Below are 18660 nucleotides of genomic sequence, written 5' to 3'. Positions count from 1 at the left end.
TCATGCCGAAACCGCAAGAAGTCGCCGTTCTTGAAGTCAACGGCCAGAAGTTCGAAGACTGGGAATCGGTCTGGGTGCAGCAGCGCTGGGCCGACAGCTTCACCTATTTCCGCTTCACCGCCGCCGAGCGCGATCCGAGCATCAACAAGAAGGGCGGGCCCTTCCCGCTGATCGCGAAGCTGCAGTTCAAGCCGGGTGATCAATGCACCATCGATCTGGCGGGGCAGCGCGCGGTCAGCGGCTACATCGAGACACGGCAGGTCGCCTATGACGCGCACGCGCACGGCGTGATGCTGATCGGCAAGAGCGCCACCGCCTGGGCGGCGCGCTCAAGCGTCGATACCAAGACCGGCAACTTCGACAAGAAGAACATCGTGCAGGTGGCGCAGGAGGTGATCTCCTCCTATGGGGTCGGGCTGAAAGTGATCGGCTCACCCGACATGACGCCGTTCGACAAGCTGCAGAACGAAAAGGGCGAGCTGGTCTGGGACTTCCTCGAACGCATCGCTCGGCCTCGCGGCGTGGTGATGGGCTCGGATAGCGAGGGACACTTCCTGCTGATCGGCGATCACTCCGGGACCGTCGTCGCCCAGCTGGTCGAAGGCCAGAACATCAAATCCTGCCAGTGCGTGATTACGCACGAGCATATCTATACCGAGTATCGCGTCGATGGGCAGGCACCAGCCAGCGACGACAATTCAGGCACTGCCGCCAGCGAGCTGACCGGCAAGGTCGGCGGCTCATCCCCGGTGTTCAGCAAGCTGATCACTGCCGCCGAGCAGCCGGTGAAGACGCAGGCCGAGATACAGGCCCGCGCGAAGAACGAAAGCGTCTGGCATGAAGGCACCACGATTCAGGCAACCATCGTGGTGCAAGGCTGGCTGCGCGATGGCTCCAGCCTCTGGCGCGCAGGCGATGATGTCTTCGTCTACTCGCCGATGGCGATGCTGAACAACAATATGAAAATTCAGAACTGCACGTTCACGCAGGACAACAATACCGGGACGCTGACCACGCTCGATCTGGTGAACCCCGAGCTGCTGCGAGATCGCGCCAACTTCAATCCCGGCTAGAGGAGCAGCCCATGCACCGGGCCACGCCGCTTAACACTTCGATCCGCGCCTATACCGCAGGCGGGGCGCGCAGCGTCGTCGATAAGGTGGACGACACCAAGCTGATGCAGGAGATGGGCGGCAACTTCATGGCCAACGAGACCCGCTCGGAGATCGAGGCCGCGCAGAATTATGGTTTCACCAGCGTGGTGTTTGATGCCGAGAAGGGGCAGGACGGGAAGATCACTGCGAGCGCCGAGACCTTCATCGGGTTCATGGGCGGCAATCGATCATTCCCGACATCTGGCCCGATGGATGATCGGCGGCATCGGCTCTACAAGCTGGACAAAGGCGACACCGCGATGTTTCGCGGGCGCGGCGACAAGCAGCAATTCCACATGACGCAGGATGGTGGATTCTGGAGCGCGCCGCAGAACAAGACCGTGCGCATGGCGCTGGTCGATCAGGACAGCGAAGGCAATTCCAGCCAGAGCAGCGGTGGCGCGGGCGTGCAGGCGCTCGATGGCAGCGCTGGCGGATCGCAGGGCGGCGGATCGCAGGGCGGCCAGCAAAAGCGCGGGCAGGAATCGCTCAAGAAGGACAACCAGAAGGCCAGCCGCTTTGTCGATGTCACCGCTGGAGCCACGCGCCTCGCGGGCAAGGAAGCGCACCTGATGCTCGATGACGGAAAAATCTATGTGCATGTCGTCGGCGGCGAGGTCTACCTCGGGGCCAAGAAAGGCGAAGCCACTTTCGGGCGCGTCGGCACCGACGCAGGACTCTCGGTCAACGTCTACGCCAAGGTCGGGTGAGCGATGAGCAGCGCCGCGAATGTCCCCGACATCCGGCTGGTCCAGAACAATATCTTTCCGAAATATTCCGTCACGCTGGACTGGCTGCTGCTGCCCGATGGCACGCTGGACGACTCGCAGGCGCTGGCGACAGCGGTCTGCATCGCGCTCGGCACCAACGCGCTGGCCGCGCCTGATGATGTGCTGCCCGATCCTGACAGCAACGACCGCTGCGGCTGGTGGGGCGATCTCGACGCCGAGCTGATCTGGAACGGCTGGCCCATCGGCTCGAAGCTGTGGCTGCTGCGCCGCGCCAAGATCAACCCGGCATCGGCGCGCGAGGGCTCCACCGTGATGATGGTCGAGAACTACATTCGCGTCGCCATGCAGCCATTCGTGGATCGCAAGGTTTGCTCCAGCTTCGATGTCTGGGTGATGCGCCTAATCTCATCGGCGAGCAGCTGCAGGGCCTCGTGCTTCTCGGCGATGCGGGGGTCCTGATCGTAGTGCTTGCCGGTGATCGGCGAGACATCGCCATGCTCGTCGCTCTTGATAGTGTGGTCGAGACAGAGCGAGATAATCGAGCGCGGCACCTTGATGTTGCCCATCAGGCTGGCAGCGGTGCGCCGCAGATCATGCGGCGTGAAGGGCTTCAGCCCGAGCATGCGGCAGATGCCTTCGCTCTGGATCACCACCTTGCCCTTTACCAGCTTGGTCTTGCCGCGCAGCGCGCAGGCCATCGCCTTGCGGTTCAGCGGCTCGGTGCCGAAGCGGCCCGCGAACAGCCATGGGTAATTGCCCATCGCTTCCTTCGCGATCTCGACCGCCAGATCGCTCAGCGGCTGATGTATTTCGCGGCCCTTCTTCACGCGCTCCTCGGGGATCACCACCAGCGGCAGCTTGCTGCCCAAGCCATCGCGGCCCAGCTCATCGCGATGGATGTGCAGCATCTCGACCGAGCGCAGCATCGAGGCCAGCGCGAACTTCAGCGCGAGGCAGATGCGGCGATCAATCGGCATGTCGGGCCGGTCCAGGCCATGCCAGAGAATCCTGATCTCGTCAGGGCTCAGCTTGCGCTTGCGCGGCTCCTCCTGCGGCAGCGCCGGCAAATTCACGCAGGGGCTGGTGCTGACATACTTGCGGCCAGCTTCAGCCGCCCAGTTGAACAGCCCCGAGACAGCCTTACGCATATGCCGCGCGCTGGAGACCGAGCCCTTCTTGGCGGCCTTGCCCTTCCGGATGATCAGCGTGCCCGCGAGGATGTCGGCCTGCAGCTGCGCGATATCATCGTTGGTAACCTCGCGCGCCACCATCGAGCCGAGGCCGCACGAAGCGATTGAGATGGCTGGCCATGTTCGACCAGTCTTTCATGCGCGGCTTTCGCTTGATGATGACGCCGTCCTCGGTGTGGCGGCGCACCTCGATCTCCTCGCTGATCCATGCAATGCGCTGATCGATCAGCTGGCCGACCGTCAGCTGCTGCTTGGCCTGCCGGTCATGCGCCTGCCGCGCGGCCTGCGCGATGTCCTCGCCGTTGCCGATCCTGATCTTCAGCTTCATGGCTTCCCTGCGCCAATAGGCTACGTCGCGCGCTGGGCTGCCTTCACCTCCTTTCTGATAGATGCCCAGCCATTGGGTGGCGCGCTGCTTGGTGATCCGGCAAGTGTATTTGAGCGAGAAGGTCGGCGGCGCGGTGGGGCTCAGGCTGACGTACAGGCCCGAGCATTCCGCGTCGTAAATCTTTTCGCGCTTCTTCACTTCGCCGATGCAGTCCTTGTTGGTGATGTTCTGCGGCATGGTGATGCTCCTCAATGCTTGCGGCTAGGAAGCTGCTGCAGCTCCAGCGAGTCGGCGGTTAGGGTGATGATGATCTCTTGCGCGCCTTGCTCGATCTGCTGCTTGATCTCGGCGGCCCATAGCAGGGCCTCGCCGAAGTCATCGTCGCCAACCAAATCGCGGCTGGTGTCGTACCAATCGCTGTCGATCTTCGGATTGCAGCCCAGCGCGTGGGCTACATATGAGCGCTCGCCTTCCGCGATATCGCGCGGCTCGCCATTGCTCATCAGATAGACGCCCTCGTCATGCACCAGCAAGATCGAGGGCTCGGTGACCGGGCCGGTGAAGGCCGCGCACTGCTTCGGCGCAGCGAGCGTGTGCTCGACTACGCGCAGCACATCGGCGGCTTTGAAGATCAGGTTAGACATTGGGTGATGCTCCGCTCGCCATTAGAGCGCGGATAAATTTGCCGCCGCCCTTCTTGGTGTTCCAGCCGATGTTGCGTTCCTTGCGATGCTCCCACTCCATCGTCGCAGCCTCAAAGCGCGTGAGATTCTCGGCTAGAACCGTGAAGATGAAACCGGACGGAATGCGCCTGCTGTCCCTGTGCTCCTTCTGGCGGCTCTTACGATGGGTGATACCGACATAGCCTTGCGTAAAGGGATCGGTGTGCTCTGGGAGGTGGAGCCAGTACACGCCGTGTATCCGTTTCCCGTCCGATGGCTTTGGATTTTGAATCGTCATGGGAGATGGTTTCCTTTTTCAAAGATAGAGATGGTCGGCGATGTTGCGCTCGATCAGGGCGCGCTCCATCAGGGAGAGCTGGCGCGGCGGCTTCACCGGGGTGCAGCTCCAGATAAGCGAAGCCACCCAGCCGATGAAGGACCAGCCGAGAAACAGGTTGGCGATGAAGATCGCCAGCAGCGCATGATGATCGCGCCGCCAAGCGACATAGCTCGGCAGCAGGCACAGGAAGGCGCTGATCGCGAAGCCGATGATCCAGAAGGCGAAGTGGCCGAACTGCAGGCCGCTCGCCAGCGCGATGGTTTCGGCGGCGATGACCGCGAAGAAAGTGCAGGCGATCAGCGCGGGAATGAATGCTCGCTTTGACATTGGAAGCGTTCCTTTTACTTCTCGGTTTCGTTGCGGGGATGAGCCGGGTGCGGCATCAGATGCGCGTGCTCCAGATCGAGAACGAGGTAGTGGCCATTGCTGTGCAGGCCTTCGCACCAGCCGCGCGACTCCATCTCCAGCCGCAGAGTTTCCTCGCTGTCGTGGCCATACCAGCTGCGGCCCGCATTGAAGTTTGCGATCAACAGCATCATGATGGCAGGGCCTTCGTTGTCGCCCATGTAGAGCACGCGCATATCCTTCGGCTGCTGCATCGTGAAGGCCAGCTCGCTCACCTTGCGGGCCTTCGGATGAATCAGCAGATCGCCCTCGCTTTTGATCAAGCCGCGCTTCTCCAGCACCGCGAACTTCTTGTTGTCGAGCTGCCAATGCAGGGCCGCGCCTTCGGCCTTCTCCAACTCGGCGAGGCAAGCGGTGATCTCGGCGCGCTCTTCTTAACGGCCGCGAGGATCACCGCCCAGTCATCGGTGCAGATCGGATCGGTGATGTCATCGAGATTATCGGCGGGCTCCAGCGTGAAGCGTGAGCCGCCCGCGCTGATCTCGCGCTTCGCTGGATCGAAGTAGTCAATCCAGATGCGCAGGCCCAGCTCGGCGCTGGTGAAGTTCGGGCAGCTATCATTGTGCCATGATGAGTCCTCGAAGCCTTGCGGCATCGCGGGCATATCGGCGGCCGGGAAGTCGGAAAACTCGGTCAGATATTTTGTCATGATGATGATCCTTTGAAAGCCATTGCGGGCGGCCCTTGCGAGGCCGCCCTGATCGATGGGTTATTTCGGAGCCGAGGCAGAGAGCGTGCCGTCAGCGGCCTGCTTCAGCTTCATCCCCTTGCGAGTGCAGATCGCCTTGATGTTGATCGCAGGCCATGCAACCGCCTCGGCGATATCGGCGCGCGTTACTGGCTTCTTGCGGAGCAGCATCGCGATCACGATCTCGACCTTCGACTTGCCCTCGGGCTTCGCCTTCTTGGCTGGCTTGGCGGCCTTGGCCTTCTTCGCTGGCTTGGCCTGCTTCTCTGCCTTGGCGGCCTTGGCTGGCTTCGCAGCTTTCGCCGCATCGCGCGCCTTATCATCGGCCTTCGCTGCTTCGCTGCCTGCATCGGCTGGCGTGCGGCCATACAATGCGGGCACGAGGATCGCGCGGCCCTCGGCGGTGATCGCGTACACCAGCGCTTTGCGGCTATTGTTCGCAGTAGCGTTCAGCCTCGCCGCTTCGATCCGCGCAGCAGCGAGCGAGTCATGCTCGGTGGTCTGCGGCTTGTTCGCCTTCAGGATGGTCGCGGTGAACTTCTTGCAAGCCGGGATCAGTGCGAGATCGGCGGCATCAGCGGGGTGGAGTTTTTTGGTAGCGGTAGTCATGGGTAACACTTCCTTTTTTCAGAAGCCTGCGCCGGAATGGCGAGGTTCTGACCGCCTAACCCCGGCACCTTGCGGTGATCCGGGGCTTTGGCTGGGAAGCTGGGCCGCGCTATTGGTTCGCGGCTCCTTTGGTTTCGCGATGCAGAATCGCGGTGGCCGTTTCAATTTCCTTGATGCGGAGCGCGGCCTGCAGCGCTGCGATCATGCGCTCTAGGAGCCCGTCCAGATATGTTTTCGTGACGGGCATTTGTTGTAGAGTAGCAGGCTCAGGCTGCGTTTGCGAGGTTGAACAGCTTGAGGAGGTTATGGACGGTGCAGATCATTGTCCACTCGGCGCGCACTTTCTCGATGCCCCGCAACAGGAACTGGCGGAAGCCTCTTGCCTGTTTGATCTGCCCGAACACCGGCTCCACCACTTGCTTTCGCAATCGGTAGGGTGTTTCGAAGCCGCCATCGTCGATCTTCTTTCGCATGGCCTGTGTCAGCGGGCCGCCGACTTTTCCGTTCGCTACTGTCGGGTGCTTGGCGCGACCGGGCGCGACATAGCCATCGATGCTGCGTGTGTCGAGCGCTTCGAGATTGGCTTCGCTGCAGTAGCCGGAATCCGCTGAGGCCTGCCGCGGCTTGCGGCCAAGATTGCTCTCGATGGCCTCGATCAGGGGCACCAACTGGCCCTGATCGCTGCCGTGCTGGGTCAGTTCTTGCGCGACAATGATCTGGGCATGTGCATCGACGGCCGCCTGGGCATTATAGGCCTGAACGAAGCCATCCTTCGACTTCATGATGCGGCTTTCCGGATCGGTGAAGTTGCGTTGCGCCTTGGGATTGGGTTCCTCCGATGGCAGCGCCGCCGGTTTGCCCGGCTTCTTGCGGCCTTCGGCCTGGCGCTGCTGTTCCTTTTCGGCCTCGATGCGGCGCTCTTCCTCCGCCGCCAGTTTGGCGTCCGCTTCCAGCGCCGCCATCGCTTGCTGGATCTTCGCCAGCCGTTTCTGCTTGTCGACGGTCCAGTCCGGCAGTTCGTCGCTGTTGCCGAAAGTCTCATCCTCCGAGGCATCCGCCGCCTCGGCGGCCGCCAGCATGCGAGCGACCTCGGCCTTCAATTCCGCCTCGCGCTTCTTCATGCGCTCATAACTCATCGCCTTGTGTTTCGACGCGTTCGCCTTGATCTTCGTACCATCCAGCGCGACATGACCGAGCTTGACCAGCCCGGCCGTCTCGCACAACTTCAGAACCTGCACGAATAGCGCGCCGAGCGCCTTCAAATGTCGCTTGCGAAAGTCGCTGATCGTCCGAAAATCCGGCGCATCCAGCGCCACGATCATCACAAAATCGTTCCGCTCCCGGCAGGCCTTGGCAATCCGACGCGACGAATACAGCCCACTCGCATAGCTATGCAGCAGCAGCGCCACCATCATCCGCGGATCAAACGGCGGCTGCCCAAGCCCGCTCACATAGCTGCCCATGATCTCCCTGAGATCGAGGCTCTCCCGCACCAGATCAACCATAAACCGCGAGACATGGCCTTTCGGCACGAAGTCCTGCACATTCGGCGGCAGAAGCAGCGTCTGATCGATGTTCCAAGGCCGAAAATACTTGCTCATCGCCCAATGTTGAATCAGACCCGACCAGATTTGAACAGCGACTATCCAGACAAGCTCCTAGCTCGGCGATGCGAGCGCGGATGATCTCGCCCTCGGTCATGCTGCACCGCCAGTAATGAAGGCGGGCTCGTCGCCAGCGCAGCGGCAAACGAAGCAGAAGCCGGAATCGCTCGGCATGCTGCCCATCTGCCAAGAGCCAGCCCAGCCGAATTGTTCGGCGAGGGCCTCGGCGGCCTTCGCGTGATTGGCTTCGCTGCTCAAAGCATGATCGAGATGCAGGGTGATGTTGCCAGCGGCAGCGCTCGCCTTGATGCGCGAGCCCTTGGTGTTCGTCGCGCTGAGATACTTGGTGAGGATCGCTTGGTAGGTTCGATGCGCAGTCATTTTCGTGTAGGCTCTCTGGGCTGTGCCCATTGCTCGGTTTTGGGTGCTGCCTCTGGGTGCAGGCTCCAGCCTCGTCGGCCTGTGGAAGGGTTCGAGGCTGGGGCCTTGCCCCAGTTGCAGCGGTTCAGCGGCGAGCCTGCTGCCTTTGATCGAAAATGATAATTCCAAAAGGGCCTATTTTAGAAGCACTTAGATAGGCTCGCTTGGGGCCAGATAGGCTCGCCAAGGGCCAAAATAGGGCCGTGTGGTCCTGACGCCCTAGCGGCAGGTGTCCTCTCGCAGAACGCGCAAGCGTCCTTGCGAAGGCGGTGACAAACAAGCCCAGTCTCGCCGGGGAGAGCACGAAGTAAGCCGTAACCCATCGCGCAGGGAAAGCCGGGTCGTTTCCGGTTACACCTGTGGTCCTACCCCCGAGCTTTCCACCCTTTGCTCGGGGCCCATGGGTGCGATCGGCACCCGGCTTTCCCTGCGCCCTCTGTTCAAGAGAGGGCGAAACGAAATGCAAAGCTCGGACGATTCATGTCGCGAGAACGCGAATTTGCGCCCACACCCACACTGTCATCGCCCGGCTCGACCGGGCGATCCAGTACGCCGCGGCCTCTCGGCTCAAGCACCGGCGTCTCTGGAATACTGGATCACCCGCATGCGCGGGTGATGACACTGAACAAGCTGTTTGACCTTGAATCGAGAACCATCCCCATCGTCGTCCTGGCGAAAGCCAGAACCCATTTCCCCAAATGAGAATTGTTGTGCGATGCTGGGGCAACGATCCCATTCATCATCAAATTCGGTGGTTATGGGTCCTGGCTCCCGTGCGCAATTGCGCACTAGGTGGTGTGGACACTAGCGCATCCATAGAACGATGGCTGCGAGAGTGACGACGGCCCGGTAGTTCCGGGCCGTTTTTTCGAAGCGGGTTGCGACGCGGCGGAACTGCTTGAGCTTTGAGAAGCAGCATTCGACGAGATGACGCTGGGCATAGAAATGCTTGTCGAGTGGATATTTGAGCGCGCGTGACGGGTTGTTGGGGATCACGGCGAGCGCGCCTTTGGCGGCGATGGCTTGGCGCAAGTGATCGGCGTCATAGGCCGTATCGGCCATGACGACCTCGGCGGATAAGCCTTCGATCAATGCGGCGGCTTGCGGTGCATCGCCCTTCTGACCTGCGGTGAGCGTGAACCGCACCGGACATCCCAAGCCTCGAACGGCCATATGTATCTTGGTGCTCAGGCCGCCGCGCGAGCGGCCGATCGCTTGATCTTCCGCTTGATCTTCAGACCCCCCTTTTTGGCGCCGGCGGCGTGCTGATGCGCCCGAACGATGGTGGAATCGACGATCAGATATTCGAAGTCCGGATCATCGGACATCGCCTCGAAGATCCGCCACCAAACACCCTTGATGCTCCATCGACTGAAGCGCCGGAACACGCTGTTCCAGTCCCCAAACACCTCCGGAAGATCGCGCCAGGGAGACCCCGTACGCACGATCCACAGCACACCTTCCACGAACATCCGGTTGTCGCGCCCGGTGGAGCCCTTCTGATCGGGGCGCCCTATGATCAGCGGCGCTATCCGCTCCCACGCCGCGTCGCTCAATACCAAACGGTCCATCACACCCAAGGCGGCCTCCCCAAAAGCAGCCTTGAATCTGATTTGCTCCTAAAAGGGAATCCTTAGAGTCCACACCACCTAGGCCAGGACGACGCGGGAAGAGAGCCGAGCGCGACGTCCCCTCACGACAACCTCCTTCGGCTGCGCACACGCAACTGCTCGTCGGCTTCCAGGCGGGCCATCGCGAACAGCCGGTCGAGGACCTCGAATTTGTGGCGCTGGGCGAGTTTGGCGAGTTCGGTCGCGGCGGCTGCGATCAGGACCAGGGCGTCATCCGGACCGCCCTCCCCACCTGTCTCGTCGCCCGCCGGTCGTCGCCGACCGGATGCCTTGCGCTTCCGGCCGCCCCCTGTGCTGCTCAAAAGGCCTAGTCCGATTCCCACCCCTATATATAAAGAGATACGCCGTTTCCGGCCGCAACTCTAGGACGTATTTTTCAACTCTTGGGATAGGAACTCCACAGCCTGGACCCTCCCTTCAATATCTGGCGATTTGACAGGGACCGCCTCAGCACCCATGTTCGCCCCGACACGCGGGCCGCGAGTCTAGCGGAACCCACCTTCAAGTTTTCCCGTAAGCTATTGGAATGACATGAATATCGTCATTGTGGAGTCGCCTGCCAAGGCCAAGACGATCAACAAATATCTGGGATCCTCCTATGAGGTCCTGGCGTCGTTTGGCCATGTCCGCGACCTCCCGGCCAAGAACGGTTCGGTCGATCCGGACGCCAATTTCCAGATGATCTGGGAGGTCGACGCCAAGGCCGCTGGCCGTCTGAACGACATCGCCAAGGCGCTCAAGGGTGCCGACCGTCTGATTCTCGCAACCGACCCTGATCGCGAGGGCGAGGCGATCTCCTGGCACGTGCTGGAGGTGATGAAGGAGAAGCGCGCGCTGAAGGACCAGAAGGTCGAGCGCGTGGTGTTCAACGCCATCACCAAGCAGGCCGTCACCGATGCCATGAGGGCGCCGCGCCAGATCGATGGCGCGCTGGTCGATGCCTATATGGCGCGCCGTGCGCTGGACTATCTGGTCGGCTTCACCCTCTCCCCCGTGCTGTGGCGCAAGTTGCCCGGCGCCCGCTCCGCCGGCCGCGTGCAGTCCGTCGCGCTGCGGCTGGTCTGCGACCGCGAACTCGAGATCGAGAAGTTCGTGCCGAGGGAATACTGGTCGTTGGTCGCGACGCTGCTGACGCCGCGCGGCGACGCCTTCGAGGCGCGGCTGGTCGGTGCCGACGGCAAGAAGATCGCGCGGCTCGACATCGGCTCCGGTGCCGAAGCCGAGGACTTCAAGAAGGCGATCGAGGCCGCGCTGTTCAAGGTCGCGACCGTCGAGGCCAAGCCGGCCCGGCGCAATCCGCAGGCCCCCTTCACCACCTCGACCCTGCAGCAGGAAGCGAGCCGCAAGCTCGGCTTCGCGCCGGCGCACACCATGCGCATCGCGCAGCGGCTCTATGAAGGCATCGACATCGGCGGCGAGACCACCGGCCTGATCACCTATATGCGAACCGACGGCGTGCAGATCGATCCGTCCGCGATCACCCAGGCCCGCAAGGTGATCGGCGAGGACTATGGCAACGCCTACGTGCCGGACGCGCCGCGCCAGTACCAGGCCAAGGCCAAGAACGCCCAGGAAGCGCACGAAGCGATCCGCCCGACCGATCTGTCGCGTCGCCCCGCCACCATCGGCCGTCGGCTCGATACCGACCAGGCCAAGCTCTATGAGCTGATCTGGAAGCGCACCATTGCGAGCCAGATGGAGTCGGCCGAACTCGAGCGCACCACCGTCGACATCGAAGCCAAGGCCGGCGCCCGCACACTCGAGCTGCGCGCCTCCGGCCAGGTCATCAAGTTCGACGGCTTCCTCGCGCTCTATCAGGAAAGCCGTGACGACGAGGAGGACGAGGATTCGCGCCGCCTGCCCGCGATGAGCCAGGGCGAAGCGGTGAAGCGCCAGAGCCTTGCCGTCACCCAGCATTTCACCGAGCCGCCGCCGCGCTTCTCGGAAGCCTCGCTGGTGAAGCGGATGGAAGAACTCGGCATCGGCCGGCCCTCGACCTACGCCTCGATCCTGCAGGTCCTGAAGGACCGCGGCTACGTCAAGCTGGAGAAGAAGCGGCTGCACGGCGAGGACAAGGGCCGCGTCGTGGTCGCGTTCCTGGAAAACTTCTTCTCGCGATACGTCGAATACGACTTCACGGCCGATCTCGAGGAACAGCTCGATCGCGTCTCCAACAACGAGATCTCCTGGCAGCAGGTGCTGAAGGATTTCTGGAGCGGCTTCATCGGCGCGGTGAACGACATCAAGGATCTGCGCGTCGCCGAGGTACTGGATGCGCTCGACGAGATGCTTGGCCCGCACATCTATCCGCCGCGCGCGGATGGCGGCGACGTCAGGCAGTGTCCGACCTGCGGCACCGGGCGGCTCAACCTCAAGGCCGGCAAGTTCGGCGCCTTCGTCGGCTGCTCGAACTATCCGGAATGCCGCTACACAAGGCCGCTGGCGGCCGACAGCGCCGAGAGCGCCGACCGCGTGCTCGGCACCGATCCCGACACCGGGTTCGATGTCACGGTGAAGGCCGGCCGTTTCGGCCCCTACATCCAGCTTGGCGAGCAGAAGGATTACGCCGAAGGCGAGAAGCCGAAGCGCGCGGGGATTCCGAAGGGCACCTCGCCTGGCGATGTCGATCTCGAACTGGCGCTGAAGCTGTTGTCGCTGCCGCGCGAGATCGGCAAGCATCCGGAAACCGGGCAGCCGATCACGGCCGGCCTCGGCCGGTTCGGGCCGTTCGTCAAGCACGAGAAGACCTATGCCAGCCTCGAGGCCGGCGACGAGGTGTTCGACATCGGATTGAACCGCGCCGTCACGCTGATCGCGGAGAAGATCGCTAAGGGTCCGAGCGGCCGCCGCTTCGGCGCCGACCCGGGCAAGCCGCTCGGCGACCACCCGACGCTGGGCGCCGTCGCGCTCAAGAACGGCCGTTACGGCGCCTATGTCGCGGCCGGCGGCGTCAACGCGACGATTCCGAGCGACAAGACGCCCGATGAGGTCACGCTTGCGGAGGCGATCGCGCTGATCGACGAGCGCGCGGCCAAGGGCGGCGGCAAGGCAAAGGGCAAGAAGGCGAAGGCGGCAAAGCCCGCCAAAGCCAAGGCCGAAACGGCCGACGGCGATGCCGAGGCCAAGCCCGCCAAGAAGGGGGCGTCCAAGAAGGCCGCGGCGAAGCCGAAAACGGATGCGACCAGCAAGGCGCGCGCGCCGGTCGCCTCCGGTGCCAAGACGTCGCCTGCAAAGTCATCGGCACCCGCGAAAGCGCCCGCGAAGAAGAGCGCCGGCAAGGCAAGAGGATAAGTGAAACCAAAACCCGACCATGGCTTTCCGGGCCGGGACGCCATCGTCGCCTTCATCCGCGCCAATCCAGGCAAGATCGGCACCCGCGAGATCGCGCGCGCGTTCGGCCTGAAGAACGCGGACCGCGTCGAGTTGAAGCGGATCCTCCGCGAGCTCGCCGACGACGGCACGGTCGCCAAGCGCGGCCGTAAGATTCACGAGCCGGCGGCGCTGCCGCCGACCGTGCTCGCCGACATCACCGGCCGTGACAGCGACGGCGAGTTGATCGCCACGCCCGCCGAGTGGGACTCCGAAGAAAACGGCACCGCCCCGAAAATCCGCATCGAGACGCCGCGGCGGCCGAAGCCCGGTACCGTCGCCGGCGTCGGCGACCGCGCGCTGTTGCGGGTCGAGGTGACCAACGAGCGCGACGGCACGCCCTATCGCGGCCGCATCATCAAGGTGATCGATCACGGGCGCACCCGCATCCTCGGCATCTTCCGCAAGAACCCTGAAGGCGGCGGCCGCCTGATCCCGGTCGACAAGAAGCAGGCCGGCCGCGAGCTCAACATCGCCCAGGCAGACAGCGGCGACGCCGAGGACGGCGACCTCATCAGCGTCGATTTGATCCGCACCCGCGGCTACGGGCTCGCCTCCGCCCGGGTCAAGGAACGGCTCGGCTCGATCGCCAGCGAGAAGGCGATCAGCCTGATCGCGATCAACACCCACGACATCCCGCAGGTGTTTTCGTCTTCTGCGCTGCGCGAAGCCGAAGACGCCAAGCCCGCGACGCTGCAGGGCCGCGAGGACTGGCGCGACGTGCCGCTCGCCACCATCGATCCGCCTGACGCCAAGGATCACGACGACGCGGTTCATGCCGAGGTCGATCCCGATCCGAACAACAAGGGCGGCTTCATCGTCCATGTCGCGATCGCCGACGTCGCCTTCTATGTGCGGGCGGGCTCTGCGCTCGACCGCGACGCACTGCAGCGCGGCAACTCGGTGTATTTCCCCGATCGGGTGGTGCCGATGCTGCCCGAGCGCATCTCCAACAATCTCTGCTCGCTGGTGCCGGGCGAACCGCGCGGCGCGCTCGCGGTGCGGATGGTGATCGGCGCCGACGGCCGCAAGCGCTCGCACAGCTTCCATCGCGTGCTGATGCGCTCGGCCGCGAAGCTTGCCTACGCGCAGGCGCAGGCCGCGATCGACGGCAGGCCCGACGACACCACCGGCCCCCTGCTCGATCCGATCCTGAAGCCGCTGTGGGCGGCCTATGAGCTGGTCAGGCTCGCGCGCAACGAGCGTGACCCGCTCGATCTCGATCTGCCCGAGCGCAAGATCCTGTTGAAGCCCGACGGCACCGTCGATCGGGTGATCGTGCCGCAGCGGCTGGATGCGCACCGGCTGATCGAGGAGTTCATGATCCTCGCCAACGTTGCCGCGGCCGAGATGCTGGAGAAGAAGGCGCTGCCGCTGATCTACCGCGTGCACGACGAGCCGAGCCAGGAAAAGGTGCACAACCTCCAGGAATTCCTGAAGACGCTCGACCTGCCCTTCACCAAGCAGGGCGCCCTGCGGCCCGCGCAATTCAACCGCGTGCTGGCGCAGGTCTCGGGCGAGGACTACGAGCCGCTGGTCAACGAGGTGGTGCTGCGCTCGCAGGCGCAGGCCGAATACTCCGCCGAAAACTACGGCCATTTCGGCTTGAACCTGCGCCGCTACGCGCATTTCACCTCGCCGATCCGCCGCTATGCCGATCTGATCGTGCATCGCGCGCTGATCCGCGCGCTCGGCCTCGGCGAAGGCGCCTTGCCGACGGACGAGACGGTGGAGACGCTGGCCGAAATCGCCGCGCAGATTTCGGTGACCGAGCGCCGCGCGATGAAGGCGGAGCGCGAGACCACCGACCGGCTGATCGCGCATTTCCTTGCTGACAAGGTCGGCGCCTCGTTCCAGGGCCGGATTTCCGGCGTGACGCGATCCGGCCTGTTCGTGAAGCTTGATGACACCGGCGCCGATGGCCTGATCCCGATCCGCACCATCGGGAGCGAATATTTCAACTACGACGAAACCCGCCACGCGCTGATCGGCTCGCGCAGTGGAACCATGTATCGGCTTGGTGACGTCGTCGACGTGCGGCTGATCGAAGCCGCGCCGGTGGCGGGCGCGCTGCGCTTTGAGCTATTATCCGGCGGTCAGGCAATTCCGCGCGGCAGAAAACGCGACGGCGCAAGGCCTGAGCGCAGCGCTGTGGGATTTGGCAAGGGACCAGGCAAGGGAACTGGCAAGAAGGCACACAAGGAGCGGAAGGCGCGCAACAAGAAGGACCGCAAGCCGGCGAAGTCGAAGCCCGGCAAATCGAAGCGAGGCACGTCATGGAAGTGACACCGCCGACAGTGGTCTGGACTCGCGACGGAGCCGAGCCCGAGAAGCGCGACGTGTGGACCGCGATGAAACGCGGGTTCCTTGGTCGCTGCCCGCGCTGCGGAACAGGCAAACTGTTTCGCAAGTTTCTCAAATGTGACGGCCATTGCCCGGTCTGCGACCTCGACTTCTCGCCGCATCGCGCCGACGATCTGCCCGCCTATCTCGTCATCGTCATCGTCGGCCATATCGTGGTACCGACCGCGCTGTGGATCGAGACCGATTATTCGCCGCCGGTGTGGCTGCAACTTGCGATCTATCTGCCGTTCACGCTGTTCGCTTCGCTGGCACTGTTGCAGCCGGTGAAGGGAGCCGTGATCGGATTGCAATGGGCCCTGCGCATGCATGGCTTTGACGAAAATGCCCCTAGCGACATCCCGCCGGTCTAGCTAAACCGGCCCCCAAGAAGAAATGAAAGGGATGAAATGACTGAAGCTGCCGCACCTGCCGCCGTCGTCCACCAGGGCGAAAAAGAAGCCGATCATCATGCGTACTTCCGGCCGAAAGATGCGGCGACGCTGATCCTGATCGATCGCTCCGGTGCCAAGCCGAAGGTGCTGGTCGGCAAGCGCCACGACAAGGTGGTGTTCATGCCGGGCAAATTCGTCTTCCCCGGCGGCCGCGTCGACAAGGCCGACAACCGCGTGCCGGTCGCAGCCCCGATCACGCCGGAGCTCGAAACCAATCTGCTCAAGGGCAGCCCGAAGATCACACCCGGCCGCGCGCGTGCGCTCGCCAATGCAGCGATCCGCGAAGCCTGCGAAGAGACCGGGCTCTGCCTCGGCCGCAAGGTCGAGAAGACACTGAGGCTCGACGGTCCCTGGGCGCCGTTCGCCGACGCCGGCCTGCTGCCCGATCCGTCCGGCCTGCTCCTGATTGCGCGCGCGATCACGCCGCCCGGCCGCGTCCGCCGCTTCGACACCCGCTTCTTCACCGCCGATGCGTCAGCAATCGCGCACCGCGTCGAAGGCGTGGTGCATGCCGACGCCGAACTGGTCGAGCTGGTCTGGGTCGAGATTGGCTCCGAGCCGCTCGCGGACGCGCATGCCATGACCAAGAACGTGCTCGCCGAGCTCGACCGCCGTCTCGCCACCGGCCCGCTCCGCCACGACGCGCCGGTGCCGTTCTTCCATTTCTACGGCGGCAAGATGCATAAGGACGTGCTGGGAGCATGACCCCTGCTGCGCCGGGACACGGTGTCAGGTCAGTGCACGGCTGATATCACCGAGGGCAGCATGTGCGCGGCGACCACCCTGTGTCCCTCCGGCGTGAAGTGAATGTGGTCCGGCTGCAGATAATTGCGCAGCACCGCATTCCACCACATCGGGATCACGCGGATGCCCTGGCTGCGCAGCCGCGCCTCGATCGCCGCGAGCTCGGCGGTTTGATCCCCTTGATGCAATCGCCTGGCGTTCCAGCCGCCTCCGAGCCGGTCGAGCAGCACGATCTTCGTCCCTGCGGGGACCGCGGAATCGAGCCGGGCCAGCATGCCCGCATTGGTATCGCCGTTGATGCCGGCGTTGGTGACGTGAACGCTGCGGCCCTTCGCCGCCAGCATGCCTTCCAGTTGCGCCGGCCAGGCATCCGAACTGCTGACGCCCCGGCCTGCGACATTGCTTGCACCGATCGCAACGATCTGCGCCCGCGCCGGGCTGCCGAGACAGAGCGCGATCGCAACCAGGAAGCCCGCGATCAGCCATGGCCTTGCCGGATAGATCATGTCCCCCTCCACGATGACAAAGGCGTCGGGTTGAAAATATCCTCTGCTCGTCGCCCAGATTGCAAGATTCTTCTTAAGGACCCTCATGGCGTTGTCCGCGGCGTTCCCTATCTGTTCCGCTAACGACATCAAGAACGGAACGGGGCAATGGCGAAGCGTCAACTCAAGCTCGGCGCGTTCATGCGGCCGATCAGCATCCACACCGGCGCCTGGCGCTACCCCGGGGCCTGGCCGGATGCGAATTTCAACTTCGACCATATCAAGCAGCTGATCCGGAAGCTCGAGGCCGGCAAGTTCGACGCCTTCTTCATGGCCGACCATCTGGCCGTGCTGAACATGCCGATCAACGCGCTGAAGCGCAGCCACACCGTGACCTCGTTCGAGCCGTTCACCCTGCTCTCGGCGCTGTCCGCTGTTACCGAAAATATCGGCCTGATCGCGACCGGCTCGACCACGTTCGACGAGCCCTATCACGTCGCCCGGCGCTTCGCCTCGCTCGACCACATCTCCGGCGGCCGCGCCGGCTGGAATATCGTCACCACATCCAATCCGGACGCGGCGCTGAATTTCGGGCTCGACGATCACATGGAGCATGCCGAGCGCTACAAGCGCGCCCGCGAATTCTACGATGTCGTCACCGGCCTCTGGGACTCCTTCGCCGATGACGCATTCGTGCGTGACGTCGAGTCCGGACTGTTCGTCAATCCCGACAAGATGCATGTGCTCAACCACAAGGGCAAATATCTCTCGGTCCGCGGTCCGCTGAACATCGCCCGCCCCGTGCAGGGCTGGCCTGTCATCGTGCAGGCCGGCGCATCCGACGACGGCAGGCAGCTTGCGGCCGAGACCGCGGAGGCCGTGTTCACCGGCGGCGGCAGCCTTGCGGACGGACAAAAACTCTATGCCGACATCAAGGGCCGCATGGAGAAGATCGGCCGCGATCCCGAGCATCTGAAGATCCTGCCCGGCGCCTTCGTGGTGGTCGGCGACAGCGTCGAGGAAGCCAAGGAGAAGCGCGCGTTGCTCGACAGCCGCGTGCATTCCGAGAGCGCGATCGCCTCGCTCTCGGTGATCCTCGGCACCGACGCGTCCGGCTTCGATCCCGACGGGCCATTGCCGCCGATCCCGGAAACCAATGCCAGCAAGAGCGGCCGGCAGCGCCTCGTCGACGTCGCCGCGCGCGACAAGCTCACCGTGCGCCAGCTCGCCCAACGCGTCGGCGGCTATGGCGGGCTCGCCTTCGTCGGCACGCCGCAGACCATCGCCGATCAGATGGAGGAATGGCTGACCGGCCGCGGCAGCGACGGCTTCAACATCATGTTCCCCTATCTGCCGCAGGGATTGTTCGAGTTCGTCGACAAGGTCGTTCCCGAATTGCAGAAGCGCGGGATATTCCGCAAGGAGTACGAGGGCAAGACCCTGCGCGAAAATCTCGGCCTGCCGCGGCCGAAGAACCAGTTCTTCGAGGCCTGATCTGGCGCAGA

At 63.6% G+C, this 18660-nt stretch carries 19 protein-coding genes and 2 pseudogenes; 8 read left to right on the top strand and 13 right to left on the bottom strand.

What is annotated here, in order from left to right; translation table 11 throughout:
- Positions 1-2 precede the first annotated feature (2 nt).
- From HAP54_RS32490 to HAP54_RS32480, 3 genes are read left to right on the top strand one after another with little or no spacing between them, the layout of a single operon-like run.
- Positions 3-1073, top strand: coding sequence for a phage baseplate assembly protein (locus HAP54_RS32490; RefSeq protein ID WP_166294346.1), 1071 nt, complete (start codon positions 3-5; stop codon positions 1071-1073).
- Positions 1074-1084: 11 nt separating this feature from the next.
- Complete coding sequence (locus tag HAP54_RS32485; RefSeq protein WP_166294344.1) at positions 1085-1864, top strand: phage baseplate assembly protein domain-containing protein; 780 nt, start codon at positions 1085-1087, stop codon at positions 1862-1864.
- 3 nt (positions 1865-1867) lie between these two features.
- Positions 1868-2344 carry a phage GP46 family protein gene (locus tag HAP54_RS32480; protein WP_224741679.1) on the top strand — a complete coding sequence of 159 codons (477 nt, stop codon included), beginning with the start codon at positions 1868-1870 and terminating at the stop codon, positions 2342-2344.
- Between the two features lie 65 nt (positions 2345-2409).
- Here the strand turns inward: HAP54_RS32480 and HAP54_RS52625 are convergent.
- From HAP54_RS52625 to HAP54_RS32420, 12 genes and pseudogenes are all read right to left on the bottom strand, one after another.
- Positions 2410-3033: pseudogene (locus tag HAP54_RS52625) on the bottom strand (tyrosine-type recombinase/integrase); the annotation flags it as partial.
- A gap of 94 nt (positions 3034-3127) precedes the next feature.
- Positions 3128-3640 (bottom strand): hypothetical protein, encoded by a 513-nt coding sequence (locus HAP54_RS32470; RefSeq protein WP_166294340.1) that lies wholly within the window; start codon positions 3638-3640, stop codon positions 3128-3130.
- 11 nt (positions 3641-3651) lie between these two features.
- Positions 3652-4047, bottom strand: coding sequence for a DUF3085 domain-containing protein (locus tag HAP54_RS32465; RefSeq protein ID WP_035977338.1), 396 nt, complete (start codon positions 4045-4047; stop codon positions 3652-3654).
- Positions 4040-4363, bottom strand: coding sequence for a hypothetical protein (locus tag HAP54_RS32460; RefSeq protein WP_029082603.1), 324 nt, complete (start codon positions 4361-4363; stop codon positions 4040-4042). Before HAP54_RS32460 ends, HAP54_RS32465 begins: the two co-directional genes overlap by 8 nt.
- 18 nt (positions 4364-4381) lie before the next feature.
- Entirely contained in the window at positions 4382-4732 is a 351-nt protein-coding gene (locus HAP54_RS32455) for a superinfection immunity protein (protein ID WP_166294338.1), read from the bottom strand.
- Between the two features lie 14 nt (positions 4733-4746).
- A complete protein-coding gene (locus HAP54_RS32450) occupies positions 4747-5091 on the bottom strand; it encodes a hypothetical protein (RefSeq protein ID WP_166294336.1) in 345 nt (114 codons plus the stop codon).
- Positions 5070-5459, bottom strand: a complete 390-nt coding sequence (locus tag HAP54_RS32445) for a hypothetical protein (protein WP_224741680.1) — start codon at positions 5457-5459, stop codon at positions 5070-5072. Before HAP54_RS32445 ends, HAP54_RS32450 begins: the two co-directional genes overlap by 22 nt.
- A 60-nt stretch (positions 5460-5519) precedes the next feature.
- Complete coding sequence (locus HAP54_RS32440; RefSeq protein ID WP_166293418.1) at positions 5520-6107, bottom strand: hypothetical protein; 588 nt, start codon at positions 6105-6107, stop codon at positions 5520-5522.
- Between the two features lie 266 nt (positions 6108-6373).
- The gene (locus HAP54_RS32435) at positions 6374-7708 is read right to left on the bottom strand and encodes an IS1182 family transposase (RefSeq protein ID WP_166202952.1); all 1335 of its coding nucleotides are present in this window, start codon (positions 7706-7708) and stop codon (positions 6374-6376) included.
- 96 nt (positions 7709-7804) lie between these two features.
- Entirely contained in the window at positions 7805-8122 is a 318-nt protein-coding gene (locus tag HAP54_RS32430) for a hypothetical protein (protein WP_166294332.1), read from the bottom strand.
- A gap of 813 nt (positions 8123-8935) precedes the next feature.
- Positions 8936-9702 (bottom strand): annotated as a pseudogene (locus HAP54_RS32425) (IS5 family transposase).
- Positions 9703-9824: 122 nt separating this feature from the next.
- The gene (locus HAP54_RS32420; protein ID WP_166293416.1) at positions 9825-10064 is read right to left on the bottom strand and encodes a hypothetical protein; all 240 of its coding nucleotides are present in this window, start codon (positions 10062-10064) and stop codon (positions 9825-9827) included.
- 229 nt (positions 10065-10293) lie between these two features.
- Between HAP54_RS32420 and topA the strand changes: the two genes are divergently transcribed.
- From topA to HAP54_RS32400, 4 genes are read left to right on the top strand one after another with little or no spacing between them, the layout of a single operon-like run.
- Entirely contained in the window at positions 10294-13053 is a 2760-nt protein-coding gene (gene topA, locus HAP54_RS32415; protein ID WP_166294330.1) for a type I DNA topoisomerase, read from the top strand.
- A complete protein-coding gene (rnr, locus tag HAP54_RS32410; protein ID WP_166294328.1) occupies positions 13054-15417 on the top strand; it encodes a ribonuclease R in 2364 nt (787 codons plus the stop codon).
- On the top strand, positions 15408-15845 hold the full coding sequence (locus HAP54_RS32405; RefSeq protein ID WP_166294327.1) for a DUF983 domain-containing protein: 438 nt from the start codon (positions 15408-15410) through the stop codon (positions 15843-15845). The genes rnr and HAP54_RS32405 overlap by 10 nt, the downstream gene beginning before the upstream one ends.
- A gap of 36 nt (positions 15846-15881) precedes the next feature.
- Entirely contained in the window at positions 15882-16631 is a 750-nt protein-coding gene (locus HAP54_RS32400) for an NUDIX hydrolase (RefSeq protein ID WP_166294325.1), read from the top strand.
- 29 nt (positions 16632-16660) lie between these two features.
- Here HAP54_RS32400 and HAP54_RS32395 read toward each other — a convergent pair whose 3' ends face one another.
- Positions 16661-17176, bottom strand: coding sequence for a GDSL-type esterase/lipase family protein (locus tag HAP54_RS32395; RefSeq protein ID WP_224741681.1), 516 nt, complete (start codon positions 17174-17176; stop codon positions 16661-16663).
- Between the two features lie 147 nt (positions 17177-17323).
- Here HAP54_RS32395 and HAP54_RS32390 point away from each other — a divergent pair, with 147 nt between their 5' ends.
- Positions 17324-18649, top strand: coding sequence for an LLM class flavin-dependent oxidoreductase (locus tag HAP54_RS32390; RefSeq protein ID WP_166294323.1), 1326 nt, complete (start codon positions 17324-17326; stop codon positions 18647-18649).
- Positions 18650-18660 lie beyond the last annotated feature (11 nt).

The sequence above is a fragment of the Bradyrhizobium sp. 2S1 genome, from assembly GCF_011516625.5.
Taxonomy (GTDB): domain Bacteria; phylum Pseudomonadota; class Alphaproteobacteria; order Rhizobiales; family Xanthobacteraceae; genus Bradyrhizobium; species Bradyrhizobium septentrionale.
The sequence above is the reverse complement of the archived record's forward strand: the minus strand, read 5'-3'. Positions and strand labels throughout refer to the sequence as shown.